This is a genomic window from Microbulbifer sp. CAU 1566 (assembly GCF_023156515.1).
Classification (GTDB): domain Bacteria; phylum Pseudomonadota; class Gammaproteobacteria; order Pseudomonadales; family Cellvibrionaceae; genus Microbulbifer.
Genome location: NZ_JALNMG010000001.1, coordinates 139,165 through 164,446, shown reverse-complemented (window position 1 = coordinate 164,446; position 25,282 = coordinate 139,165). Strand labels below are relative to the sequence as shown.

The window sequence follows — 25,282 nt, the reverse complement described above, 5'->3', positions numbered from 1 at the left end:
TAATCGCCCCGCATTTTTTACTGTTGCATTAATGGTCGAAGTGACCGGCAAGTGCGCAAATTCGCTCAGACGTACAGACAAGAGTTCAGATATGACAGAGTCCACCCGGGAACTGGTGATCGTTGGTGTTGGCAGTGCGGCGTTTAATGCACTGTTGGAAATTCTGGAAGAGCGCGAAACGATTACCGCCGGGCAGCTGAAACTGTTGTCGGCCGATGAGGCGGATGTGGATCCGCAGGTATTTGCCAACCGCAGTATTGCGGTGCAGTCGCTCAAGGATTTCGTGTTTGCTGACAACCAGGTGCTGCTGGTGCTGGAAACCGGGGAAACCGCTGAGGCGGCCATGGCCCGGGCAGAGCAGGCCGGCGCCTGGGTGGTCGATGCGGCGGGCATCAGCCGCGGCGATGAGAGTGTTGAACTGATTCACCCGCTGTTGAATCCGGCTGTACTGCAGAGTCTGGATCGCAAAGTGATCGCAGTGCCGGGTGCTGGTGCGGCGATGGTCGCCGAAGCGCTGTTTCCGCTGGCATCACAGCTGCAGTCGGTGGAGGTGATTCTGAATCAGCCGGTATCCGCGCTGGGCAAAAGCAGTGTGGATGCGGCCGCTGCGCAGACCGCGCGCCTGTTCAATGGCCAGGAGCCGGAGGTGGATGAAGCGACCGGGCAACGACTGGCGTTCAATCACCTGAGCTCCGCCGAGGCGCTGCTGGAAAGTGGCCACAATCTCAGTGAGCTGGCGCTGGTGCTTGAACTGCGTCGCTTGCTGGGCGATGACGTTGCCCTGGATGCAACGGTAAATACCGCTTCGGTATTTCACGGTCAGCTGGCCAATTTGTGCGTGCAGCTGAAAGAGCCTGCGAGCCTGGAGGTGGTGCGCGGATTGTTGAAAAATGGCGCGCGCCTGGAAATGCGCGACCGCCCCTCGGCGCAGGATGCGGTGGGCAGTGAGAATACATTGATAGGTCGCCTGCGCTCGGGCTTGATCAGCCCCAGGCAGGTCAATTTTTGTGCGGCATCCGACAATCTGCGCAAAGACGTCGCAATTAACTGTGTACAGATTGTCCACTTGTTGCTAAAAACCCATTGATATTTAATACTTAGCGGCCTTTCTGAAGGTTTCTCATTAACTTTGCCCGCACGCGGGCACGGCACTGTCTGGGGGCACGGACAGTGAAAAGTGTGAGAAATCGGGATTGGTTTCGCTTTTTTCGGGGGGTGACTCTTTCGTTAGCTTTTTTGCTGGAAAGTTTCGCCGGAGAGTAGAGCCTGGTGTCTAGCACCGGTTCTTTTGAATAATTATCGTGCAGAAAGCTGCACGAGCTGGTTTCTGTTGTTTGGCTGTTGGCTGATTTTTGTACAGATTCTGGCGTGATTCTAACAATAAAGGGAATCGGATATGCGTGTGCAAAAGCTGGCACTTGCGGTTGGTCTGGTCAGCGCACTGGGTGGCAACGGGGCTCTGGCACTCGGCCTGGGTGAGATCAAACTGAACTCCACCCTCAATCAGCCTCTCAATGCGGAAATCAAACTGCTGCAGACCCGTGGTCTGGGCGAGAGCGAAATCAAGGTCCGCTTGGCCAATGCCGAAGACTTTGAGCGCGCGGGTGTAGAGCGTACCTATTCGCTGGACGATCTGAGCTTTGACGTCGATTACTCCAGTGGCCAGCCGGTTGTCCGCATTTCCAGCCGCACGCCGATGCGCGAACCCTTTCTGAATTTCCTGGTAGAGACCCGCTGGCCCAGTGGCCGTTTGCTGCGGGAATACACCCTGCTGATGGATCTGCCGGCCTTCTCCACCAATACCGCATCCCAGCCGGTGCAGGCTGCCGAGCGCGAGCGTCAGCAAGTACGCCGCGAAGCGCCGGTGCAGAAACCGCTTCAGCCCACGATTCAGCGCACGCCAGAGCCGGTACAGGCGCCGGCTGAGCTGCCAGCGGAACCTGTTGAGCCCCTGGACACGACTGCCGCCGAGCCTCAGGCGCCGGTCTACGAAGAACCGGCAACCCAGTATGCCGAGCCGCAGGTCGAAACTGCAGCGGATTCCGGCAGTCGGGTGTACGGCCCGGTTGAGGCGAACAAGACCCTGTGGGAAATCGCGCGCGATAGCCGCGAGACTCGCGAGCTGTCTGTGCAGCAGACCATGCTGGCGATCCAGCGCCTCAACCCTGAGGCCTTTATCAACAACAATATCAATCTGCTGAAGAAAGGCTCGGTATTGCGCCTGCCGACCGCAGAAGAAGTGCGCAATCTGACCCTGACCGAAGCGGTTTCTCAGGTGGCGACCCAGAACGACGCCTGGCGCGAGCGGGTAGGCACTGTCGATAGTGAAGTTACCGGTGCGCCACTGGATGGTCGCGCGGCGGTGGAAGAAACCGTTGAGAGCGATGTGCTCGAAGGGCGGGTTTCCCTGGCAGCGCCGGGTGACAACGAGTCCGTGCTGTCCGGCTCCGGCAGCGGCAGCAGCGAAAGTGATGCCCTGGAAGGTGAGCTTGCCGTTTCTGAAGAGGAGCTCGACAAGTCCCGTCTGGAAAATACCGAATTGCAGGAGCGTATCGGTGAGCTCAATGAGCAGATCGATACCATGGAGCGCCTGGTAGAAGTTTCCAATGAGGAAATGCAGGCGGTGCAGGCGGCCGCTGAGCAGTCTACCGAGACTGCAGAGAGCGAGTTTGAACCTGTTGAAGAGGGCGCCTTTGCCTCCGAGCAGAACGGCGACAATCTGGACTCCGCCGCGGATGAGCTGAACAGCGACGAGCTGACGCAGTCCGACGCTGAAACCGTGGGCGGTGAGCCGGTCGTTGCGGCAGAGCCGGAAGCTGCTGATACCGCTTCAGAAGACGACGATGCGCGCAACCGCGTGGTCGTTCAGACCGTTTCCGAGCCGACACTGGTTGAGCGCCTGATGGACAACATTCAGTTGATCGCCATTGGTGCCGGTGCGCTGCTGGTGGGTCTGTTTGGCTTCTTTACCTGGCGTCGTCGCAAGGAAGAAGAGGAAGCCATTCGCCAGGTGGAAGCGGAGATGGCCGCGGAGCGTGCGCTGGCGGAAGCGCCTGAGCCGGCCATTGAGGATGACAATCTGGCTGCCGTCGAAGAGCTGGAAGCCAGTGATGGTTTCGATCTCGATCAGCTGGGTGAGGTGGAAACCGATGATCCGGTGGCCGAGGCAGAAATTCACCTGTCGCTGGGACAGTATCAGGAAGCCGAAGCCAAGCTTCAGGCTGGCCTGGCCGCCGCGCCCGCCAATGTCGACGCGCGCCTGATGTTGCTGGAAGTCTATGCGCACCAGCAGAGCGCAGATCGCTTCGACGATCAGTATCGTCAATTGCTGGGTTACAGTGATGGCCCGGCCGCGGACCGCGCGGCACGTCTGCGGGAAACCATTGCCGGCATTGGTCCGTTTGAAGCGCCGGAAACCGATTTTTCCAGCGAATCCCTGGAAGCGGCCCAGCTCGACGACATGGGCGCTGATTTTGATATCGAAGCGAGCTTCGACGATCTGGATGAATTCTCTGGCAGTAAAGCCGAGGCTGGCACCGCTGCGGAAACAGATGCCGACGACGATTTTGGTCTGCTGGACGACTTGTCTCTCGATCTGGACGACGACACCACACAACTGCCTGCGCAAGAGTCCCTGGCCGAAGCGTCGTCCGAGAATGATGACTTCTCCCTGGATCTGGATCTCGCGGATGACCTCGATGGTGACTTCAATGGTGACCTCAATGGTGGTCTTGACAGTGAGCTGAGCGGCGAGCTGGAAAACGTGGCGGAATTGCCTTCGGACGATGGATTCACCTTCGAGTCTCTCGACGATTCGTTTACTGAATCCCCGGAAGAAGCCAGCGGCGATTCGGAGCTTACTCTGGATCTGGAGCTGGATACCCAGTGGGATGCAGACCCGGCGGCCGATGCGGCGCAGAGTGACGTGACTGCGGAAGATTCTGAAAGCGACAGCTTTGATCTCGATGACATGGTCGCCGACGGCGAGCTGGACCTGGATAGCCTGGGCGACCTGGATCTGGAGTCCAGCTTCGAGGTGGCTGCTGAGGCAGCGGAAGCGCAGCCGGCGGCATCTGCCAGTGCGGAAGTTGCAGAAGGTGGGCTTGAGTTCGACCTGGATTTGACGCCGATGGATGATGCGGCGGAGCTGGATGATGCATCCGCTAGCGCGCAAGCTGGTGATGCCAGTGATCTCGATGATCTGGACAGTTTCGGTGATGACCTGGATGGCCTGGATTTCGACAGCATCGATCTTGGCGATCTGGACCTCGGTGGCGACGATTTGGTTGCTTCTGGCGAGTCCGCCTCTGGTGCGTTTGAGTTGGAAGGGGATCTGGCGGTTGCTGAAGAGCAGTCGGTTGTGAAAGCTCCTGCACAGGCTCCCGCCAAACCGGCTGCGGATGATGCAGAGCTGAGCGACCTCGGCTTCAATCTGGAAAGCGACCTGGACTCTGAGCTGAACCTGCTGGAAGGCAGTGATGAGGTTAGCACCAAGCTGGAGCTGGCTCAGGCCTACCTGGATATGGGCGACAAAGAAGGTGCCCGTGAAATTTTGGGTGAGGTGGTCGAAGAGGCTGCCGGTGAACACCAGCAGCGCGCCAAGGACATGTTGGCGCGCATGAGCTGATCATTCAGTTCGCTGGCCCAGAGCAACAACACTTTGACCCCGCTTCCAGCGGGGTCTTTCTTTTCTGGATGACCGTCTTTCTGGGCGAGTATCGCTGTTGAAGGCGGTGTAAAATTCCGCGGAATGATGAACAAAATTTACCACTACAAACCCAATGGCGAAGTGCCTCCGGGAGAGTCCTTACCGGAGGGGCTGCGGCGTATTGCTCTGGGCGTGGAGTACTGCGGTACCCGCTTGCGGGGGTTCCAGAAGCAGAAACACGATGCGCAGACGGTGCAGGAAATCCTGGAAAAGGCGCTGTCCAAAGTCGCGGCGGAAGACATCACCCTGGTGTGTGCCGGGCGCACAGACGCCGGGGTGCACGCCACCGGCCAGGTTATTCATTTTGATACCCGCGCGGTGCGTCCCACCAAGGCCTGGATCCAGGGGGTGAATACCCAGATGCCGTTTGATGTGCGGGTGCACTGGGCGCAAGAGATGCCGCCCCAGTTTCACGCGCGCTTTTCTGCCCGTAACCGCACTTATCGTTACCTGATTCACAGTGCGCCTACACGTTCGGCACAGGCGTCGAGCGAGGTGACCTGGACAGAGCGCAAGCTGGATATGGCGGCAATGCGCGAAGGTGCTCGGCATCTTATTGGCGAGCACGACTTCAGCAGCTTTCGCGCGGCCCAGTGTCAGGCGAAATCTCCGGTGCGCCGTCTTACCCGGCTGGATATTGGCCTGGTTGGCCAGCTGATTGTGCTGGAGGTCAGCGCTACGGCGTTTCTGCACCATATGGTGCGCAATATCACCGGTGTGCTGATGGCGGTGGGGCGCGGCGATCGCGACCCGGACTGGGTTCGGGAAGTATTGGAAGCGCGGGATCGCACCGCAGCCGGGGTAACCGCCCCGCCTTTCGGGCTCTATCTGGTGGATGTGCAATATCCCGATGAGTTTGTATTGCCTGCGGTGCTGCCCGGGCCACTACTGGTACCGAAACCCCTGGGCTCTATCGGTCATTCGTGAGGGCTTCTTTGAGGGGCTCTTGTGAGGGGCACTTGTGAATGCCCTGCGGCATGACTCTCGCGTTTCGCCAGATTCCCCAATCTGCTAGTATCGCGGGCTCTCCAAATTTCTCTGCTGCCGGCGCCCCGGGATTGATGGCGGTTCCTCTGTGATTGGGGGCTGGCCCGCCTGGCAGCTTCAGCGGTGTATGGATTATGCGCGTAAAAATCTGCGGGATTACCTGTGTCGAAGACGCTCTGTTGGCGGTAGATGCTGGCGCAGATGCGCTGGGCCTGGTGTTTTACCCATCGAGCCCCCGCAATGTTTCCCTCGATCAAGCGGCAGAAATCGCCCGCGCCGTGTCGCCCTTTGTGGTGTTGACCGGGCTTTTCGTGGATGCCCACCCGCAGCAACTGGAGCAGGTGCTGGAGCAGGTGCCACTGAATCTGCTGCAGTTCCACGGTGATGAAACGGCACCATACTGTCGCCAGTTTCGCCGCCCCTATATCAAGGCGTTGAGGATGAAACCGGAACTGGATCCGGTGGAGGCCATGGCCGCCTACCCGGATGCCCGGGGTATTTTGCTGGATGCCTACCGCAAGGGGGTGCCCGGTGGTACCGGAGATACCTTCGACTGGCAACGGGTGCCGCAAAACAGCGGTCGCCCGATCATTCTCGCGGGTGGTCTGAATCCGGATAACGTGGCACAGGCGATTCTCAGTGCCGGCCCGGATGCCGTCGATGTCAGTGGTGGTGTCGAAGCGGCACCAGGAAAAAAAGATGCCCGCAAGGTGCGCGCGTTTATCCGCGCGGCCAGGTCTGCGGCCGCTACACAGAATTTACACAAGGAGTTTGAGCAGTGACTAAATCCACATCGCCCATCGATTACGGGGCCTACCCGGATGCCCGTGGTCATTTCGGGGAGTTTGGTGGACGCTTTGTGTCCGAGACGTTGATCAGTGCCCTCGATGAGCTTCAGGAAATGTATCAGCGCCTGAAAGGCGACCCCGATTTCCAGGCGGCATTTGATTACGATCTGGCCCACTATGTGGGGCGCCCATCGCCACTGTATCTCGCGGAGCGCCTGACCGCTGCCGCAGGTGGCGCGCGCATCTGGCTCAAGCGGGAAGATCTGAATCACACCGGCGCCCACAAGGTGAATAACACCGTAGGTCAGGCTTTGCTGGCCAAGCACAGCGGCAAGAGCCGGGTAATTGCGGAGACCGGTGCCGGTCAGCACGGCGTAGCGACCGCCACTGTGGCGGCTCGGCTGGGGCTCAAGTGTGCCGTTTACATGGGTGCCGAAGACGTCAAGCGTCAGTCTCCCAATGTGTACCGCATGAAACTGCTGGGGGCGGAAGTCATCCCGGTAGAGTCCGGCTCCAAAACCCTGAAAGACGCCATGAATGAAGCCATGCGCGACTGGGTGACCAATGTCGATGATACCTTCTACATCATCGGCACCGTGGCCGGCCCACACCCATACCCGCAACTGGTGCGGGATTTCAACTCCGTAATTGGCCGCGAAGCGCGCCGCCAGAGCCTGGAGCAGTTCGGGCAGTTGCCGGACGCGCTGGTTGCCTGTGTGGGTGGTGGCTCCAATGCCATCGGCCTGTTCCACCCGTTCCTCGACGATGCGTCGGTAAAAATGTACGGCGTGGAAGCCGGCGGTGATGGCCTGGAAACCGGCCGCCACGCGGCACCGCTGAACGACGGTGTGCCGGGAATCCTGCACGGTAACCGCACCTACCTGATGGAAGATGAGGACGGCCAGATCATTGAGACCCACTCGGTTTCCGCTGGCCTGGATTATCCGGGCGTTGGTCCCGAGCATTCCTGGTTGAAAGATATTGGCCGGGTGGAGTATGTCACCGCCAACGACGATGAAGCGCTGAATGCCTTCCGCACACTGACCCGCGCAGAAGGCATTATTCCGGCACTGGAATCCAGCCACGCGGTGGCCTATGGCATGAAGTTGGCGGCCACCATGTCGCCGGAACAGAACATCGTTGTGAATCTGTCCGGTCGTGGCGATAAGGATATCTTCACCGTTGCCGCGATCGACGGCATTGAAGTGTAAGGAGCGGGATGGTGACTGCATTGAATAACAGAATCGACAAACGCTTCGCCAAACTGCGCGATGAAGGCCGCAAGGCGCTGGTGACCTACATTGTGGCTGGCGATGGCGGTCTGGAAAATACCGTGGATCTGATGCACCAGCTGGTGGCCAGCGGCTCGGACCTGATCGAGCTGGGTGTTCCTTTTTCCGACCCGATGGCGGAAGGGCCGGTTATCCAGAAAGGCCATGAACGCGCACTGGAGCAGAAAGCGTCGTTGCGCAAATGTCTGGCGCTGGTGAAAGAGTTCCGCGCGAAAGATGCGGAAACCCCGGTGATCCTGATGGGCTACGCCAACCCCATTGAAAAAATGGGTGCGGAAGCGTTTGCGGATGGGCTTAAAGAGGCTGGTGCCGATGGCGCCCTGACGGTAGACCTGCCGGCGGAAGAGGCGGGTCCCCTGAACGATTTGCTGAAGGCGCGCAAGCTGTGCAATATCTTTTTGCTCACGCCCACCACCAGTGATGAGCGCATCGCGCAAATCACGCGTCTGGCCAGTGGCTTTGTCTACTATGTATCCTTGAAAGGGGTCACCGGTGCCGGACACCTGGACCTGGATTCGGTGCGCGATAACCTGGCCCGAATTCGCCGCCACACGGATCTGCCGCTGTGCGTTGGCTTCGGGATCAAAGACGGTGCCTCTGCCAAGGCGGTAAGTGCTGATGGCGACGGCGCGGTTGTGGGCAGTGTGCTGGTCTCTGCCGTGGGCGCGTCCGCCGACGGTGCGGAAGCCAAGGATCGTATCGGCGTCTTGGTCGGCGAAATGCGCAGTGCCCTGGACGCCTGATTTCGCTGGTAGATTCAGGTGCCAGGGGCGTTTGGCCAGAAAGCCCAGATGCGCGGCTTAACTGGCCAAGAGCAATACTTTTGAAAGTGGTTTAATTCGCGGTTTCAGAATTAGTGGTCACTTAAACTTTGTCGGGCCGCAAGGTGTACTTGCCGGGGTGCCTGCCATGTCGGCAGTACGCAATTCGTAAGACGGTCAAACAACGAATTTTGGAAGCAGAATGAGCTGGTTAGAAAAAATTGTTCCCGCGGTCATTCGCACCGAGCGCCGTACCGGTGCTAGCAAGGTGCCGGAAGGTGTCTGGAAAAAGTGCGTCAAGTGCGATGCCACCTTGTACCTGCCGGAGCTGGAGCGGAATCTGGATGTTTGCCCCAAGTGCGACCATCATTTTCGCATCGGTGCGCGCCGTCGCCTGGATATGTTCCTGGATACCGAGCACCGCGAAGAGCTGGCCACCGATGTTGAGCCGGTGGATCGCCTGAAGTTCAAGGACGTCAAGAAGTACAAAGATCGTCTCACCCAGGCCCAGAAGGCCACCGGTGAAAAAGACGCGCTGATCGCCATGCAGGGGTTGCTGGAAGGCAAACCGCTGGTTGCGGTAGCGTTTGAGTTTGCCTTCCATGGCGGCTCCATGGGATATGTAGTGGGGGAGAAATTCACCCGTGCAGCCCAGCGTGCACTGGAAGAAAATATCCCTCTGGTTTGCTTCTCCGCCACCGGTGGCGCACGTATGCAGGAGGCGTTGATCTCCCTGATGCAGATGGCGAAGACTTCGGCGGTGCTGGAAAAATTGCGTATGGCGGGTGTGCCTTACATTTCCATCATGACCGACCCGGTGTACGGCGGCGTTTCCGCGTCTCTGGCACTGCTGGGGGATATCAATGCGGCGGAGCCGGGCGCGCGTGCGGGCTTCGCAGGCCCCAACATTATCGAGCAGACCATTCGCCAGAAGCTGCCCAAGGGCTTCCAGCGTGCGGAATTCCTGCTGGAGCACGGCGCCATCGACATGATCATTCCGCGCCACGATATGCGTAATACGGTGAGCCGCCTGTTGGGCAAACTCAGCAACAACTGATCCGGCCTCGCTGATCCGAGCCCTGCCGTTCTGGCAGGGCTCGTTCTCTCCTTCTTTCCCGACTAGAATTCCTCCCTCTTTTCAGCAAATTCTGGCATCTCATGCACGATCTCCAATCCTGGCTGGCTCGCCTGGAACAATTGCACCCCACCGAAATTGAACTGGGCCTGGCGCGGGTTTCCGCTGTCGCCCATGCACTGGATGTGCAGGTGCCTGCGCGCAGAGTGATTACCGTTGCCGGCACCAATGGTAAAGGCAGTTGCGTGCGGTCCATGGAAGCGCTGTTGCTGGCGGGTAACCATAGTGTTGGCGCCTACAGTTCTCCCCACTTGTTGCGCTTCAACGAGCGGGTGCGGATCGGTGGTGAAGAGGTTTCCGACGCCGCGCTGATTGAGGCGTTTGAGGCGGTGGAGCAGGCGCGCGGTGAAACCAGCCTCACCTATTTTGAGTTCACAACGCTGGCGGCATTCTGGCTGTTCAAGCGGGCGGATGTGGAGTTTGCGCTGCTGGAAGTGGGGCTCGGCGGGCGCCTGGATGCGGTCAATCTGGTGGATGCCGATATCACCATCATCACCAGTGTGGCAGTGGATCATGAAGCCTGGCTGGGTAGTGACCGGGAGGTGATTGGCCGCGAGAAGGCGGGGATCCTGCGAGCGGGCAAAACGTTTGTCTGTGCCGATCCGCAACCGCCGGCTTCCGTGGTGGATATTGCCAGTAAGCTTGGCTGTGACAGTTACTACGTCGGCCACGAGTTCAGCCTGCAGGGCAATCATTATCGATTCGATGCCAAACCGGAACTGGTGCTGGGGCTGCCGGCATTGCAACTGCCGCCACCCAGCGTTGCGGCGGCGATTACCGCTCTGGCACTGGCCGGTGAATTACCGGGGGCCGATCAGGTCTGTGAGGTACTTGAGAATCTGCGCATGCCGGGGCGCTGTCAGGCGCTCCAATGGCAGGGGCAAAACCTGGTGCTGGATGTAGGCCATAACCCGGCGGCGGCGGAGTATCTGGCATCCTGGCTTGCGCGCAATCCGGTCACTGGCCGTACCCTGGCGCTGGTGGCCGCGATGGCGGACAAGGATCTGGCCGGGCTGATCGCGCCCTTAAAAGAAGCGGTGGATCACTGGTATCCGGCACTTCTGCCAGACAATCCGCGGGCGGCGGGAGAGGACCAGTTACTGGCGGGCCTGGCTGCGGGGGGTGTTCCTGTCCAACAGGTCAATACGCCCTGCATGGCCGTGTCCAGCCAGCTGCAGCGCGCCGCGGCAGCGCTGGCGGCGGGAGACAGGTTGCTTGTATTCGGTTCTTTCTTTACCGTTGCAGAAGTACTGCAGCTCACCCAAGAGCCGACATAGCAAACGGACAAGAGAACAACCGCATGGCCAGCCGGGATCGTGATTCTGACGCTTTTATGCCATCTGCCTCCAGTAGAGGGGGGCGGGGAGGTAGCGAGGGCGCAAACCGTGGTGGAAACAATGGTGCAAACCATGGTGCAAACCGCAGTGCAAGCCGTCGTCGCCTGAACGATGGGGTCAAGCAGCGTATTGTGGGTGCTTTGGTGCTGGCAGCGCTGGCGGTGATCTTTCTGCCAACGCTGTTTGACCGCGAAGGGGCGCGCTATATCGATGTGACCAGCCAGATCCCGGCGCCCCCGGATATCAAGCCCATTGTGATCGCCGAGCCGCAGCCGGTGGACGGCATTGATACGGCGCCGCCGGTCAATGAGGTGTTCCAGCCGGATTTTGTTGAACAGAAAGCCCCGGCACCCGATCCTGAAACGGTCACTTTGCCGCCGGAACCTGAGCCCGCTGAGGCTATTGCGTCCAAATCGGCGTCCAAAGCGGCACCGAAGGTAGCGCCAGAAGAGACCGTGGCTGCTGCTGCGCCGGTCCGTAAGGCCGAGCCTGTGACTGACGAGCCTGTGACTGAAAAGCAACCCGAACCCGAACCGCAGTTGCCCGCCGAGGAAACCCAGCTGGACGATCAGGGGTTGCCCGAGGGCTGGGTGGTGCAGGTGGCGGCCTATAAAGAGTCAGCCAGCGCCGAGCGCATGCGCGGCAAATTGATGGATGCGGGCTTCCGCGCCTACACCCGCGCCGTAGATACCCCCAAGGGGCGCTTTGTGCGGGTATTCGTCGGGCCCAAGCTCAGTCGCGTGGACGCTCAGTCAGACAAGCGGAAGCTGGATAAACTGCTGAAAACCGAGACCCTGATCCTGCGCTATCGCGCCTGATGCGGCTTTTTCTCCGGTGACCTTTTCTGTGGTGACCCTACCATTCAGGCCCTTTCCGGCTGGAAAAGGGGCGAATATCCCTGTGAATCGGTGGGAAATGGCGGTCATCCTGTGGCCCGGCACCGGGCGGCTTTCCACTCGATTTCACTGGATTTCGTGAACGGCTTCACTGGCCCGGGTCGGTACGTTAGAATGCGCGCTCTTCGCGGCAGCCGCCGCGTAGCAGGTAGGGTTGAATGAACTGGGCTGACTGGACCATTCTGGCAATTGTCGCCATCTCCACGCTGATCGGCTTGAGCCGAGGCTTCGTGCGCGAAGTCCTGTCGCTGCTCACCTGGGTGGCTGCATTCGTGGTGGCGATGATGTTCCGCGACCAGCTGGCGCCGCTGCTCTCCAACCTCGTCGATACGCCCTCATTACAGGCCATAGCCGCCTTTGCCATCCTGTTCATCTTTACCCTGCTGGCCGGAGCCGGCCTGAATATGACCCTGTCTGCGTTTGTGGAGGCCACCGGCCTTTCCGGCACGGATCGGGTGCTGGGTATGGTGTTTGGATTGTTCCGCGGCTGCATCATTGTGATGGCACTGCTGATCTTTGCGCCGGCACTGGCGCCGGTGAACGAAGATGGTTGGTGGCAGGAATCGACGTTGATACCGCATTTTCTCGAATTTGAGGATCGCGCGCGCGAAGCGGCAGGCGCGATCAAGGACTTCTTCGCAGGGCAGCTGGATTGATCTCTGGGCAGCGGGATGCAGCGCCGGGTTTTACCGTTCTCGTTTTGAACTAGTTTCACAATGGTTTTGTTCATTGTTGAAACCATTTGCAAATGTCTTAAATGACTGGGGTTATCTGAAGTATGTGTGGCATTGTTGGAATCGTCGGTAAGAGTGACGTCAATCTGCAGTTGTATGACGCCCTCACCCTGTTGCAGCACCGGGGCCAGGATGCCGCGGGTATCTTTACCTGTGATGGAGATCGCCTGAATCAGCAAAAAGCCAATGGCCTGGTGCGCGACGTTTTCCGCGCCCGCCATATGCAGCGCCTGACGGGCAACTACGGCATTGGCCATGTGCGCTATCCCACCGCAGGTGGTTCCGGCCCAGCCCTGGCGCAACCGTTCTACGTAAACTCCCCCTACGGCATCGCCATGGCCCACAATGGCAACCTCACCAACAAAGAGCAGGCGATGGCCGAGATCTATCAGCAGGATCTCCGTCACATCAGCACCGACTCCGATTCCGAAGTGCTGCTCAACGTGTTTGCCCACGAGTTGCTGGCGCAGCACAAACTGCAGCCCAAAGCAGAAGACATCTTCACTGCCATGCGCGCGGTGCACAAACGCATTCGCGGTGGTTACGCCTGCGTGGCGCTGATTGTCGGTTACGGCGTGGTCGCTTTCCGCGATCCTAACGGTATTCGCCCGCTGGTCTACGGCAAGCGTGAAACCGAGCAGGGCACCGAGTACATGGTGGCCTCTGAATCGGTGGCGCTGGATGTGCTGGGTTACACCCTGGTGCGCGACGTGGCGCCGGGTGAGTGCATCTACATCGAAGTGGATGGCACTGTGCACTCCGAACAGTGCGCGGAAAACCCGCAGCTGAACCCGTGTATTTTCGAACACGTTTACTTCGCCCGTCCGGACTCCATCATGGACGGTATTTCCGTACACAAGGCGCGTCTGCGCCAGGGCGAGCACCTGGCTGAAAAAATCCTGCGCGAGCGTCCGGATCACGATATCGATGTGGTCATCCCGATCCCGGACTCCTCCCGCTCCGCCGGCCAGATGGTTGCCCATCGCCTGGGTGTGAAGTTCCGCGAAGGTATGGTGAAAAACCGCTATATCGGCCGTACCTTTATCATGCCGGGTCAGAAGCAGCGCAAGAAATCTGTGCGTCAGAAGCTGAACCCGATCGAGCTGGAATTCCGCGGCAAGAATGTATTGTTGGTGGATGATTCCATCGTGCGCGGTACTACCTGTAAGCAGATTATCCAGATGGCGCGCGATGCCGGTGCCAACAAGGTGTACTTCGCTTCTGCGGCGCCCGCGGTGAAGTACCCGAATGTGTACGGTATCGATATGCCTTCGGCGACCGAGCTGGTTGCCCATGAGCGCACTACCGAAGAAGTGTGTGAGGAGATTGGTGCGGATTGGCTGGTTTACCAGGACCTGGAAGACCTGATTATTTCTTCTGCCGACGGCAACAATGAGATCAGGGAATTTGATTGCGCGGTCTTCGATGGCAAGTACATCACCGGTGATGTGACCGAGGAATACCTCAACAGTTTGCACGCGGCGCGCAATGACAATGCGAAAGCAAGTAAGGGTAGCGATAGCGCTCTCTGACGCTTTATTTTTGCATTGCTCTCCAAGCTTCGGCCCACCACTCGGTGGGCCGATTTGTTTCTGCCACACTGTGACTTTCTGTGCTTTCGTCATTCTTGGGTTAAGATAACCGGTTCCAATCATTTGTAACCCGGGACGGTTAATCCATGTTTGAAGACGACGGCTACGCACTGGAAACGCTGGCGGTACGTGCAGGCCAGAGCCGGTCGGCGGAAGGCGAGCACGCAGAGCCTATCTACACCACCTCCAGTTACGTCTTTCCCTCCGCGGCAGAAGCCGCCGCGCGTTTCTCCGGGGACTCTCCCGGCAACGTCTACTCGCGCTATACCAACCCCACCGTGCGCATGTTCGAAGAACGCATCGCCGCGATGGAAGGCGGGGAGGCCGCGGTGGCCACCTCCAGCGGCATGGCTGCCATTCTCAGCCTGTGCATGGCGTTGCTGAAAAGCGGCGACAAAGTGATTTGTTCCCGCAGCGTCTTCGGCACCACCACTGCGCTGTTTACCCGCTACATGGTCAAGTTCGGCGTCAAAGTGACCTTTGTCGAACTGACCGATTTCCAGGCATGGAAAGATGCGCTGGATGGCGAGACCAAACTCCTGTTTATGGAAACGCCCTCCAATCCCCTGTGCGAAGTTGCCGATATCCGCGCTATGGCTGATCTCGCCCACAGTGCCGGTGCCCAGCTCGTGGTCGACAACTGCTTCTGTACTCCCGCACTGCAGCGACCGCTGGCACTGGGCGCCGACATCGTCGTCCACTCCGCCACCAAATTCCTCGACGGCCAGGGCCGCTGTCTCGGCGGCGTGGTAGTGGGCAAAAAGGAAGTGATGGACGAAGTTGTCATCTTCCTGCGCACCTGCGGCCCCAGCCTGAGCCCCTTCAACGCCTGGGTATTCCTCAAGGGACTGGAAACGCTCAGCCTGCGCATGCGGGCCCACTGCACCAGCGCCCTGGATATCGCCTGGTGGCTCAAAGAGCAGCCACAGGTGGAAAAGGTCAACTACGTCGGCCTTCCCAGCCACCCTAACCACCAGCTGGCCGCGGCACAGCAATCCGGCTTTGGCGCCGTGTTCAGTTTTAGCGTCAAGGGCGGGCGAGAAGGCGCGTGGAAAGTCATCGACGGCTGCAACATCTTCTCAGTCACCGCCAACCTCGGCGATGCCAAAAGCACCATCGTTCACCCTGCCACCACTACCCACGGCCGCTTGAGCGAAGAAGACAAAGCCAAAGCGGGCATTACGGAAAACCTGATCCGTATCTCCGTTGGGCTTGAAAATGTCGAAGACCTGAAAGCGGATCTCGCCCGCGGCTTGTCGGCGCTCACATAAAACAGCCACAATGGCGCGGAATGTGACATGATGAATGGCTCCCGGTCATCCGGGGCCTATCATTAATTACTAAATTTCAGTTCGGTAAAAACTGCTGGGCTGCGATTTGCAGGAGATGACGGCGGGGGGAAGTTTGCGGAACCGTCTGCGGCCAGGACGGCCGCAGCCGAGCCCCCATGGATGGGTTTACGGCGTGTTCCGCAAACTTCCCCCCGCTGGCAGCTCCGCCACTGTGCTTTCTGGAGTTGACCCCACTAAGCAACAGGGGAAGAAAAACCGAGCAGTAATGGATTTGCCGTGCAAAAAATCATCTCCGCCATTGTCGCCGATATCGGCAAAGTGCTTCTGGGTAAAGAGCATCAGGTAAAGCTGGCATTGGCCTGCCTGCTGGCCCGGGGCCACCTGCTGATCGAAGACCTGCCCGGCATGGGCAAAACCACACTGGCCCACGCCCTCGCACAAGTTCTCGGTCTCTCCTACAACCGGGTCCAGTTCACCAGTGACATGCTCCCCGCCGACATCCTCGGCGTCAGCATCTTTGAACGCGAAAGCGGACAATTCCGTTTCCACCAGGGGCCCGTGTTCAGCCAGCTGCTGCTCGCCGACGAAATCAACCGCGCCTCCCCGAAAACCCAGAGTGCCCTGCTGGAAGCCATGGAAGAGCGCCAGGTCAGCCTCGACGGCGAAACCCGCCCGCTGCCCGAGCCCTTCTTCGTCATCGCCACCCAGAACCCATTGCAACAATCCGGTACCTTCGTACTGCCGGAATCCCAGCTCGACCGCTTCCTGATGCGTATCAGCCTCGGCTACCCGACCCGCGAAGCCGAGCGCGCCCTGTTCCAGGGCGTCGACCCCAGAGCCCAGCTGGCGCAGATCAAACCGCGCATCAACACCGAAGGCCTGAAAAAGCTGCAGTCGCTTGTCAGTCAGGTCAAAGCCTCCGACTCCCTGTTGGACTACCTCGAACGCCTGGTACTGCACAGCCGCCAGAGCCCGGAGTGCCCCGTCGGACTATCCCCCCGCGGCGCCCTCGCGTTGCTCCACGCCGCCCGCGCCTGGGCACTGATCCACAACCGGGGGCACCTGTTGCCGGAAGATTTGCAGGCGGTACTCCCCGCCGTAGCCGGACACCGCCTGCAAAGTGACGGCACCGATGGCGCGCAACTGGTTGAGCGCATGATGCACCAGGTGGATATCATCGCCGCCTGAATTGGGTGACAGAATGTCTGTAAGCCGTGCCAGCAAGTCCCGCCGTGGATCCAGTCCGTCCTGGCAGCCCCTGTTCCAAAAACGCTGGCACCGTTGGCTCGATCGCCGCCTGCCCGCGGCGCAGAGTGTGACCCTCGATCACCGCAAACTTTTTGTCATTCCCTCCCTGGCGGGCTCTGCCTTCCTGCTGGTAATTGTGCTGCTGTGGTTGCTCGGTACCAACTACGAAAACAATCTCGTCTTTGCGCTCGCTTTCTTGTTGTTAGGGCTGTTTATCATTTTGCCGGTGCACACCTTTGCCAACCTGTCCGGCCTGCGCCTGCAGTTGCGTGAAGTACCGGCGGCTTTTGCCGGAGACTACGGGCAGGCAAAAATCGCACTGGAGCGAAGCGGTAAACGCAGTCACGAGCGCTTACAGCTGAATTGGCCACCGGAAGAGGGCATCGTCGCCGACGTCACCGACAGTGAGCCAAAAGAGGTGAGCATTGCGTTGCCGTTGGTACAGCGGGGGCGGGTACAGGCCCCCCGTATCCGAATCGAAAGCCGCTTTCCCCTCGGGCTGTTCAAATGCTGGAGTTGGGTGGACCTGGATGTCGAGTTTCTGGTGTACCCGCAGCCAAAAAACGCCGGTCCTCTGCCGTTTGGCGCCAGTGTTGGGGAAGGAGAGCAATTGAAAAGCTTCTCTGCCAGCGGCGATGATTTTGCCGGCCTCAAGAACTATCAACCCGGCGACTCTCTGCGACATGTGGCCTGGAAGCAGTACGCCGGTGGTCGCGATCTCTACCGCAAGGAGTACGCTTCCGGTAGCGATGCTCGCTTGTGGCTGGATTGGGACCTGCTGGCCGGGCGCGACGTGGAAACCCGTCTCAGCAATCTTTGCGCTTGGGTGCTGGAAGCCGAGCGCGCGCAGATTGCCTATGGCCTGCGCTTGCCAGGGAAGGAAATTGCGCCGGCCATGGGGCCTGCGCACAAGCAGCGGTTGCTGTCGGCGCTGGCGCTTTTCCCGGTGCAGGGGGTGAGCCAGTGAGCGCTGCACCGAGCCAATTGCAATCGCTGTTACCGCGGGAAAGTCTGCTGTGGATATTCGCTGCGCAGTGCGCGGTGCTGCTGCCGCATATGATGCACCTGCCCCTGTGGCTGGTGGCGGCCTGGTGTGTGGCGGTTTACTGGCGGCTGGAAGTTTACCGCGGACGCCGGGAGATTCCCGGCAAGCTGGTCAAGCTGCTGGCGGTCTCCCTCGCCGTTGCCGGGTTGGCACTCACTTACCGGCGCTGGTTTGCACTAGAGCCCATGGTGGCGCTGCTGGCAGTCTCGTTTACGCTAAAAAACATCGAGCTGGTCAGTCGCCGTGATGCGCTATTGAGCCTGATGCTGGCGTACTTTCTTGCCGCTACTCTATTTGTATTCGAGCAGACGATCCCCTACGCGCTTTACGGCATTCTGTGTGTACTGGTGATTACCGCCGCACTGGCCGCGCAACAGGGCAGAGGCAGTGCCCGGCCCAAACGGGCGCTGGGGCTTTCGGCAAAACTGTTGGCGCAGGCGACGCCTATCATGCTGCTGCTGTTTGTGGTGATTCCGCGCCTGGGGCCCCTGTGGGCGGTACCCCAGAATGCCCAATCCGCGTCCACCGGTATCAGTGATTCCATGAGCCCGGGGGATTTCAGCGAGCTGTCGAAATCCGACAAACCCGCACTGCGCATTGCCTTCGATGGCCCGGTGCCGCCGCCGGAGCAGCGCTACTGGCGTGGGTTGGTGTACACCCACTTCGATGGCCGCCGCTGGAGTGAACCTGGTGACGCTACCCTGAGCTGGGGGCGCGGCCGCAGTCAGGGCCACCAACCGCCGGAGGAAGGTGAGCGCCCACTGCCGGCGGTGGGCCCACGCTATCGCTATCAGGTGATTCAGGAAGCCAGTCATAACCCCTGGCTGTTTGCCCTTGCCCGACCCCATTCGGAAACCCCGGGGGTGCGGGAAACCGGCGACGATACCCTGGCCTATAAAATGCCCGTCGCCAGCCGCCTGGCGTATCAGGTGCGATCCTGGCCGCGGGACAGCGTCGCCCAGGACACTGTATTGGCTGCGGACGAACGTCTTCGCCATCTGCAGTTACCCGTTGCCGGTAACCCGCGCGCGCGGTCGTGGGCGCGGCAGCGAGTGAGAGAAGGCTTGGGCGCTGAGGAAATCTCTGCGGCCTTGTTGCAGCACTATCACCAGAGCTTCAGCTATACCCTGCGTCCTCCGCCGCTTGGGCAGAATACGGTGGACGAATTCCTGTTCTCCTCCCAGCAGGGATTTTGTGAGCACTTTGCCAGCAGCTACGTGTTCACCATGCGCGCCGCCGGAGTTCCCGCCCGGGTAGTGGCCGGCTACCAGGGGGGCGAGTGGGTGGAGCAGCGGGAATATCTGCTGGTGCGCCAGTACGATGCCCACGCCTGGGCAGAAATCTGGCTGCCGGAGCGCGGATGGGTCCGGGTCGATCCTACCGCAGCCGTTGCACCAGAGCGGATCCGCGATGGATTGCAGAGTGCCGCCGCGGATGAATTTATGCAGGACGCCTTGCTGCCGCTGCACAGAATCGCGTTTGTTACCAAGCTGCGGCTGCAGTGGGACATGATCAATTACCGCTGGTACCGGACGGTGGTCAGCTTTGACCGGGAGCGGCAGCAGGGGATATTGCAACGCCTGCTGGGAGAGGTGTCTCCTTTGCGCATGGCACTGTTTCTCGGGGTGCCAGCGGTGGCGGCGTTGATGATTCTGCTGTTGTGGCTGAAATTCACGAGCCGTGGCCCCAGACTGCCGCCGGCGGGTCGACTCTATCTGCGTTTTTGCCGTCGTATGGCTCGCGCTGGCCTGGCGCGCAATCCGGGGGAAACGCCGGGAGATTATGCGCGAAGGGTGGAGCGGGAATTGCCAAAGCTTGGCCCAATGGTTGGCAAGATAACCACGGCTTATGAAAAGGCGGCCTACGGCGACAGTGCCGAGGCGGAAAAACAGTTACGGCGTCTGGTTCGCACATTCTGGCCAATCCGACTCGTCCGCTAGCGGCGTCACTTCGCCGGGAGGCACACCCCGTTAGGGGGTAATTTGTGGGACAATGCCGCCCCGGTGCTGGCACCTTTCCTGGAATTGGCCCCTTTATCGATACTCTTTCGGGATTCTATCGGTGCTCTCGTCGGTACTGTCCCGGCAAGTGGCGCTAGTCGCCGCCACGACGTTTTGTATTTCCGGATTCTGTAATGGCATTTCCCGCACTGGCGGCACGACTGCGAACATTCCTGCTCGGTTATAGCGGCACCTCCCTGGCGACAGGCCTGCAGGTGGTGTTGTTGCCGTGGATTGCGGTTTCCATGGTGGAGTTGCCCGCACTGCAACTGGGCTGGGTGCAGGCGTCGGTACTCTTGCCAAATCTCATCCTACTGTTGTTCGGCGGCGCGCTTGCGGATCGCTTTGACTCCGCACGTGTTGCCGCCTTGTCCTGCATTGGACTGGGGCTGTGTCATTCCGCACTGGCGTTTTACCTGTTGTATCAGGTACCGAGCCTGTCACTGCTACTGGTATACGGTATTAGCCTGGGAATTTGCATGGCCTTCCTGCAACCGGCGCGCGATAACCTGGTGCAGCGCTGTGCACGTAAACCAGAGGACGGCAGCGGGCGTTTGAGCGAAAGCCGGGTGCAGCATACGGTGACCTGGATGATGCTCGCCCAGTATGGCGGCCAGGCCATCGGAATGCTGTTGGCGAGCCGCTTTGACCACTGGGGGGCGGAGCCGCTATTGCTGATTCAGGTTTTCGCACTGATGCTGGCCGCGCTGTTTTTCTTTTTTATGCGGCACCTGGGACCGGCGCCGAAAGCCCCGAAACTGAAACTGCCCTCTGCGCTACTGGAAGGTTTTGCCGAGGTGAAAAAGAGCCGGGCCATATCCGAACTGGTATTGCTGGTGGGGTTTAACGGTCTGGTGCACATCGGCGTGTTTCTGGTGGTGTTGCCTCTGATGGCCGACAGCTATGACCGCGGTGCCAGCTACTACGCCACGCTGCAGATTGCGTTTATCGCCGGCACTGTGGTTGCCACTGTCGCCATGCTGCGGCGGGGGCAGGGCAATCAGCCCGGACGCGGGGTGCTGATGTGCCTGCTGTACAGTGCTGCGCTGTTGATCGCCATCAGTTTTGGTCCCACACCATTCGGGTTGATGCTGCTGTGTGCCTGCTGGGGCGCGGTGGCGGCGGCCTCTGCCGCTCTGGGTAAGTCCATCGTACAGTTGCTGGCGCCGGAGCAGGTACGCAGCCGGATTATTTCCATTTACCAGCTTTCACTGTTTGGTTCAGCTGCCATCGGCGCCCTGGCCGCCGGTGTGATCAGCGAGTTTTCTGCACCGCTGACCACCCTTTGGTGGGCGGGGATATTCAGCCTCGTCGCCTTTGTGCTGGCATGGTTCAGCGGCGCCCTGCGGGAGTTGAGTGTTCGCGACAGCGATGCCGAGAATCCGCAAGCCTGAACTTCCGCATTCTTGTTCTGAAAAACGCAAGCAATTCGAGCCCTAGACCACTATGTTGCAATCCTTCCACTGGCGCCGGCCAGAAATTCTGCTGCTGTTGCTGGCCCTGGCCATGCCACTTTCTTTTGGCGTTTGGCAGGCGCTGCTGAATAACTTTGTCATCGAGCGGGCGCAATTTACCGGTGCGGAAATTGGCCTGTTGCAGAGCGTGCGGGAGATTCCCGGCTTTCTCGCATTTACCGTGGTATTTGTGCTTTTTCTGGTGCGCGAGCAGCGGTTGGCATTTATCTCGCTGATTGCCACCGGGGTGGGGGTGGCGATTACCGGCTATTTCCCCTCGACGGTCGGACTGCTCTGCACCACATTGCTGATGTCCGTGGGATTCCATTATTACGAAGCCCTCAAGACCTCACTCGCTCTGCAGTGGTTGCCCAAGGAGACTTCTGCGATCTGGCTGGGGCGGATTATGGCGGTCGGCTCCCTCGCATCACTGGTGGCCTATGGCATGGTCTGGTTTACCTCACAGCAGCTGCAGCTGGATTACACCTGGATTTACCTGCTGGGCGGCGGCGTGACGGTGGCTATTGTGGCGACCCTGTGGCTGTTGTTCCCTAGTTTTGACCAGCCGCATGTGCAGCACAAAAAAATTATCCTGCGCAAACGCTACTGGCTGTATTACGCACTGACGTTTATGAGTGGCGCGCGGCGGCAGATATTCGTGGTTTTCGCTGGCTTTCTGATGGTGGAAAAGTTCGGCTACAGCGTTGCGGAAGTGGCGCAGCTGTTTATCGTCAACCACCTGCTGAATCTGTACCTGGCTCCGAAAATAGGCCGCTTCATCGTGCGCTTTGGCGAGCGCCGTGCCCTGACTGTGGAATATATCGGCTTGATACTGGTGTTTGGTGGCTACGCGCTGGTAGAGACCGCGACCGCGGCTGCGGTGCTGTACATCATTGATCACCTCTTCTTCTCCATGGCCATTGCCATCAAGACGTACTTCCAGAAAATTGTGGACGAGCGGGACATCGCCTCGTCGGCCGCCGTCAGCTTTACCATCAACCACATTGCCGCGGTCGTTATTCCGGTGGCCTTTGGTCTCATGTGGCTGGTATCGCCGGCGGCGGTTTTCTGGTGTGGTGCGGCCATGGCCGCGGGCTCTCTGTTACTGGCTCAGAATATTCCCGGTCTACCTTCGGCCGGCAATGAGGTGCGCTGGGGTAAGGTGCCGGCGGTAACACCAAAACCGGTGGTTGAGGCGGCTAGTGAATGAAGGGGAATACGTTGGTCGTGTATCGCGCATTGCGGGCCTATTTGGGCATTGAGAAAAACAGCACCAGTCACCGGGAAAAACTGATTTCGGCCCTGGGGGCTGCGCTGGCGATTCTCGCAGTGTTCTCGGCGACCCAGCAGGCACTGGCCGCGGAGCTGATCGATATCTCCACCAGCTACTTCATCATCGCCTCAATGGGCGCCAGCGCGGTATTGCTGTTTGCGGTGCCTCACGGCGCGCTGTCGCAACCCTGGGCGCTCGCCGGCGGTCACCTGGTCTCGGCATTTGTCGGTGTTTTGTGTCATCAGTGGATAGGTCCGCAATTGCTGGCCGCGGGTGTTGCCGTGGGCCTTGCAGTAGCCGCCATGTATTACCTGCGCTGTATACACCCGCCGGGCGGTGCCACAGCCCTGACGGCGGTAACCGGTGGTGATGCCGTCTATCAACTGGGGTTCGACTTTTTGCTGGTCCCGATTCTTACCAATGTACTGCTGATATTACTCGTGGCTGTTGCCTTCAACAGCCTGTTCCACTGGCGGCGCTATCCGGTTCACCTGGGGCGCCGGTCCAAGCGGTTACCGGTTGCAGAGCCTTCCGGGCGCGAAGTCGAAATTACCCAGGAAGACTTTGCGGCGGCGATCCAGGAGCAGGATTCTTTCGTGGATATTACCGCGGAGGGCTTGACCGAATTGCTGGAACTGGCGAAACAGCATGCAGAGCGCAATGTGGTGCACCCGCGGGAAATCGTCGCCGGGCACTGCTATAGCAACGGCAAACTCGGTAAGTTGTGGAGCGTGCGGCAGGTGGTAGACGAGTCGCGCGAGCCGCCGCCGGTGCAAGACCGGATTATCTACAAAGTGCTGGCCGGTGACGGTTCCTACGATACCGGGATTTGCCTGCGGGACGACTTTCGCCAGTGGGCGCGATTTGAAGTGGCACTGAAAAATGGCCACTGGGTAAAAACCGGGGACAGTGTCGATGAGGAGCATCCGGCGTAAACGCTGCTCCTCATCTTGGATTGCCCGACCTACCAGCGGTTGCTGATCCACAGTGTCTGGTAGGGATCGAGGGTCACCGTAGCCAGCATATCGTCAAAGGTGGCATCACTCACCAGGTCTTTCCATTGGTCGGTGCCGATCAGGTTGATCGCATTCAGGGAAATGGTCTGCGGCTGGTCGGAGATGTTGTTCAGGCAGAAAATGCTCTGCCGGCGGTCCAGGCTCTGTCGCCAGAAAGCAAACACCTGATCTCCCAGGTGCAGGGTGAACTGGGTGGCATTGGGATGAAAGGCCGGTTGCTCCCGCCGCAGCTGGATCAGGCGCCGCAACTGGGAGAACACCCGGTGGTGGTGGCTTTCCGGATCTGCCAGTTTCTCGTTCAGTTCCTGCTCCTGCCACTGGCGGCGGTTGATCGCACGGTTGTGGCCGTGCTCCTTCATCCGCTCGTAGTCGTTGGTGGTGCCTACCAGGCTGTGCAGGTAGAACGCCGGAATTCCCTCCAGCGCCAGCATGATGGCGTGGGCGCAGATAAAGCGTCGCAGCTGCCAATTATCCTCCCCGGCCGTGGTGCCTTTGAGGGCATCGAACAGGGAAATATTGATTTCGTAGGGCTTGTTGCTGCCGTCGTCCAGTGCGCGCCAGGAAATCTGCCCGCCGAAATTTTCCATGGTCTGGATCAGCGCCTCCTGCTCACTTTCATTCAGCAGTCCTTCCACCGGTCGCAGGCCGATACCATCGTGGGAGGCGATAAAGTTGAAATAAGTGGTGCCGTTCTGGGCCGGTGGCATGCTCATCAGCCAGTTTTTCAGGTGCCGGCAGTTACCGGAGACGAGCGTATTCACCAGCAGTGGTGGCAGGGAAAAGTTGTAAATACAGTGGGCTTCGTTGGCGTTGCCAAAATAGGAAAGGTTTTCCTGGTTGGGAATGTTGGTCTCGGTAATGATCACTGCATTGGGATCGGCGTGCTCGATCAGGGTACGCAACAGACGGACTATTTCGTGGGTTTCCTCCAGGTTCAGGCAGTTGGTGCCCAGCTGCTTCCAGATAAAGGCCACCGCATCCAGGCGGAAGATGCGTACACCCATATCCAGGTACAGCCGGATGATATCGACAATTTTGGCCAGCACTTTGGGGTTGGCAAAGTTCAGGTCGACCTGGTCGTGGCCAAAGGTACACCAGACATGACGGGTTCCGGTGGGAGTGCTGGTGGCCCGCAACAGGGGCGTCACCCGGGGGCGGACCACCTGGCTTAAATCCTCCTTGGGATCGGCTTCGACAAAAAAGTCACTGCCGGGGTCATCGCCTTTCTGGTAATTCTGGAACCATTCGTGCTGCGCGGAACAGTGATTGATCACCAGGTCCGCCATCAAGTGAAAATCCGTGCTGATACGGAGGATGTCACTCCAGTCTCCCAGCGGTGGATCCACCTGTTTGTAGGCGGACACGGCAAAGCCATCGTCGCTGGTATAAGGGAAAAACGGCAGTATGTGCACCGTGTTGATCAGCATCGGGAAATGCGCCTGCAGAAAGTGGTGCAGGGTTTTCAGGGGCGGCTGGTTGTCGCTGAGGATACTGTTGCCATAGGTGATTACGGCAATGTCGGTCTGGTCCCAGAGGTTTTTGTGAGCAAGGGGGCTTTGGCAATCGTCATCCAGCCGCATGGTATGGATGAGATCCAGCGCAATACTCTCAATTTCCAGCTGTGGATAGATGAACGCCAGGTGGTCAATGACTTTCTGGTGCAGCACTTCCTTGATTGGCAAATGCGTATTTGGTTGACTCACAATCTCCCCCCGGAATTGACG

At 59.4% G+C, this 25,282-nt stretch carries 19 protein-coding genes; 18 read left to right on the top strand and 1 reads right to left on the bottom strand.

Features of this window, described 5'->3' with window-relative positions; translation table 11 throughout:
* Nucleotides 1-91: 91 nt before the first annotated feature.
* The 18 genes from M0G74_RS00705 (at nucleotide 92) to M0G74_RS00620 (ending at nucleotide 23,477) form a co-directional block, all read left to right on the top strand.
* Entirely contained in the window at nucleotides 92-1,087 is a 996-nt protein-coding gene (locus M0G74_RS00705; RefSeq protein ID WP_248213442.1) for an Asd/ArgC dimerization domain-containing protein, read from the top strand.
* A 309-nt stretch (nucleotides 1,088-1,396) separates the two neighbouring features.
* Nucleotides 1,397-4,627 (top strand): FimV/HubP family polar landmark protein, encoded by a 3,231-nt coding sequence (locus M0G74_RS00700; protein WP_248213441.1) that lies wholly within the window; start codon nucleotides 1,397-1,399, stop codon nucleotides 4,625-4,627.
* Between the two features lie 123 nt (nucleotides 4,628-4,750).
* Nucleotides 4,751-5,635 carry a tRNA pseudouridine(38-40) synthase TruA gene (gene truA, locus M0G74_RS00695; protein ID WP_248213440.1) on the top strand — a complete coding sequence of 295 codons (885 nt, stop codon included), beginning with the start codon at nucleotides 4,751-4,753 and terminating at the stop codon, nucleotides 5,633-5,635.
* Nucleotides 5,636-5,829: 194 nt separating this feature from the next.
* A complete protein-coding gene (locus tag M0G74_RS00690) occupies nucleotides 5,830-6,477 on the top strand; it encodes a phosphoribosylanthranilate isomerase (RefSeq protein ID WP_248213438.1) in 648 nt (215 codons plus the stop codon).
* The gene (gene trpB, locus M0G74_RS00685; protein WP_160152953.1) at nucleotides 6,474-7,694 is read left to right on the top strand and encodes a tryptophan synthase subunit beta; all 1,221 of its coding nucleotides are present in this window, start codon (nucleotides 6,474-6,476) and stop codon (nucleotides 7,692-7,694) included. Before M0G74_RS00690 ends, trpB begins: the two co-directional genes overlap by 4 nt.
* An 8-nt stretch (nucleotides 7,695-7,702) precedes the next feature.
* Complete coding sequence (gene trpA / locus M0G74_RS00680; RefSeq protein ID WP_248213436.1) at nucleotides 7,703-8,518, top strand: tryptophan synthase subunit alpha; 816 nt, start codon at nucleotides 7,703-7,705, stop codon at nucleotides 8,516-8,518.
* Nucleotides 8,519-8,738: 220 nt separating this feature from the next.
* Nucleotides 8,739-9,593: an acetyl-CoA carboxylase, carboxyltransferase subunit beta gene (accD, locus tag M0G74_RS00675; RefSeq protein ID WP_160152955.1), complete on the top strand. Its 855-nt coding sequence runs from the start codon at nucleotides 8,739-8,741 to the stop codon at nucleotides 9,591-9,593.
* A gap of 101 nt (nucleotides 9,594-9,694) precedes the next feature.
* Entirely contained in the window at nucleotides 9,695-10,948 is a 1,254-nt protein-coding gene (gene folC / locus M0G74_RS00670) for a bifunctional tetrahydrofolate synthase/dihydrofolate synthase (protein ID WP_248213434.1), read from the top strand.
* 23 nt (nucleotides 10,949-10,971) lie between these two features.
* Nucleotides 10,972-11,826, top strand: coding sequence for an SPOR domain-containing protein (locus tag M0G74_RS00665; protein ID WP_248213430.1), 855 nt, complete (start codon nucleotides 10,972-10,974; stop codon nucleotides 11,824-11,826).
* A gap of 236 nt (nucleotides 11,827-12,062) precedes the next feature.
* Entirely contained in the window at nucleotides 12,063-12,560 is a 498-nt protein-coding gene (locus tag M0G74_RS00660) for a CvpA family protein (RefSeq protein WP_160152958.1), read from the top strand.
* 122 nt (nucleotides 12,561-12,682) lie between these two features.
* On the top strand, nucleotides 12,683-14,170 hold the full coding sequence (purF, locus tag M0G74_RS00655; protein WP_248213428.1) for an amidophosphoribosyltransferase: 1,488 nt from the start codon (nucleotides 12,683-12,685) through the stop codon (nucleotides 14,168-14,170).
* A gap of 146 nt (nucleotides 14,171-14,316) precedes the next feature.
* On the top strand, nucleotides 14,317-15,501 hold the full coding sequence (locus tag M0G74_RS00650; protein ID WP_248213426.1) for an O-succinylhomoserine sulfhydrylase: 1,185 nt from the start codon (nucleotides 14,317-14,319) through the stop codon (nucleotides 15,499-15,501).
* A 297-nt stretch (nucleotides 15,502-15,798) separates the two neighbouring features.
* On the top strand, nucleotides 15,799-16,710 hold the full coding sequence (locus M0G74_RS00645; protein WP_248213420.1) for an AAA family ATPase: 912 nt from the start codon (nucleotides 15,799-15,801) through the stop codon (nucleotides 16,708-16,710).
* Nucleotides 16,711-16,723: 13 nt separating this feature from the next.
* Nucleotides 16,724-17,737: a DUF58 domain-containing protein gene (locus M0G74_RS00640; protein WP_248213418.1), complete on the top strand. Its 1,014-nt coding sequence runs from the start codon at nucleotides 16,724-16,726 to the stop codon at nucleotides 17,735-17,737.
* A complete protein-coding gene (locus M0G74_RS00635; RefSeq protein WP_248213411.1) occupies nucleotides 17,734-19,755 on the top strand; it encodes a DUF3488 and transglutaminase-like domain-containing protein in 2,022 nt (673 codons plus the stop codon). The genes M0G74_RS00640 and M0G74_RS00635 overlap by 4 nt, the downstream gene beginning before the upstream one ends.
* A 194-nt stretch (nucleotides 19,756-19,949) precedes the next feature.
* On the top strand, nucleotides 19,950-21,209 hold the full coding sequence (locus M0G74_RS00630; protein ID WP_248213409.1) for an MFS transporter: 1,260 nt from the start codon (nucleotides 19,950-19,952) through the stop codon (nucleotides 21,207-21,209).
* A gap of 52 nt (nucleotides 21,210-21,261) precedes the next feature.
* On the top strand, nucleotides 21,262-22,479 hold the full coding sequence (locus M0G74_RS00625) for an MFS transporter (RefSeq protein WP_248213407.1): 1,218 nt from the start codon (nucleotides 21,262-21,264) through the stop codon (nucleotides 22,477-22,479).
* Complete coding sequence (locus M0G74_RS00620; protein WP_248213399.1) at nucleotides 22,476-23,477, top strand: HPP family protein; 1,002 nt, start codon at nucleotides 22,476-22,478, stop codon at nucleotides 23,475-23,477. Before M0G74_RS00625 ends, M0G74_RS00620 begins: the two co-directional genes overlap by 4 nt.
* 29 nt (nucleotides 23,478-23,506) lie before the next feature.
* Here M0G74_RS00620 and M0G74_RS00615 read toward each other — a convergent pair whose 3' ends face one another.
* Complete coding sequence (locus tag M0G74_RS00615; protein ID WP_248213397.1) at nucleotides 23,507-25,261, bottom strand: alpha-amylase family glycosyl hydrolase; 1,755 nt, start codon at nucleotides 25,259-25,261, stop codon at nucleotides 23,507-23,509.
* Nucleotides 25,262-25,282: the final 21 nt, after the last annotated feature.

Coding starts and splice junctions, on each gene's coding strand:
- trpA (WP_248213436.1), top strand. CDS start 7,703: ATGGTGACTGCATTGAATAACAGAATCGACAAACGCTTCGCCAAACTG.
- M0G74_RS00640 (WP_248213418.1), top strand. CDS start 16,724: ATGTCTGTAAGCCGTGCCAGCAAGTCCCGCCGTGGATCCAGTCCGTCC.
- truA (WP_248213440.1), top strand. CDS start 4,751: ATGATGAACAAAATTTACCACTACAAACCCAATGGCGAAGTGCCTCCG.
- M0G74_RS00625 (WP_248213407.1), top strand. CDS start 21,262: ATGTTGCAATCCTTCCACTGGCGCCGGCCAGAAATTCTGCTGCTGTTG.
- folC (WP_248213434.1), top strand. CDS start 9,695: ATGCACGATCTCCAATCCTGGCTGGCTCGCCTGGAACAATTGCACCCC.
- purF (WP_248213428.1), top strand. CDS start 12,683: ATGTGTGGCATTGTTGGAATCGTCGGTAAGAGTGACGTCAATCTGCAG.
- M0G74_RS00700 (WP_248213441.1), top strand. CDS start 1,397: ATGCGTGTGCAAAAGCTGGCACTTGCGGTTGGTCTGGTCAGCGCACTG.
- M0G74_RS00620 (WP_248213399.1), top strand. CDS start 22,476: ATGAAGGGGAATACGTTGGTCGTGTATCGCGCATTGCGGGCCTATTTG.
- M0G74_RS00690 (WP_248213438.1), top strand. CDS start 5,830: ATGCGCGTAAAAATCTGCGGGATTACCTGTGTCGAAGACGCTCTGTTG.
- M0G74_RS00705 (WP_248213442.1), top strand. CDS start 92: ATGACAGAGTCCACCCGGGAACTGGTGATCGTTGGTGTTGGCAGTGCG.
- M0G74_RS00650 (WP_248213426.1), top strand. CDS start 14,317: ATGTTTGAAGACGACGGCTACGCACTGGAAACGCTGGCGGTACGTGCA.
- M0G74_RS00630 (WP_248213409.1), top strand. CDS start 19,950: ATGGCATTTCCCGCACTGGCGGCACGACTGCGAACATTCCTGCTCGGT.
- M0G74_RS00660 (WP_160152958.1), top strand. CDS start 12,063: ATGAACTGGGCTGACTGGACCATTCTGGCAATTGTCGCCATCTCCACG.
- accD (WP_160152955.1), top strand. CDS start 8,739: ATGAGCTGGTTAGAAAAAATTGTTCCCGCGGTCATTCGCACCGAGCGC.
- M0G74_RS00665 (WP_248213430.1), top strand. CDS start 10,972: ATGGCCAGCCGGGATCGTGATTCTGACGCTTTTATGCCATCTGCCTCC.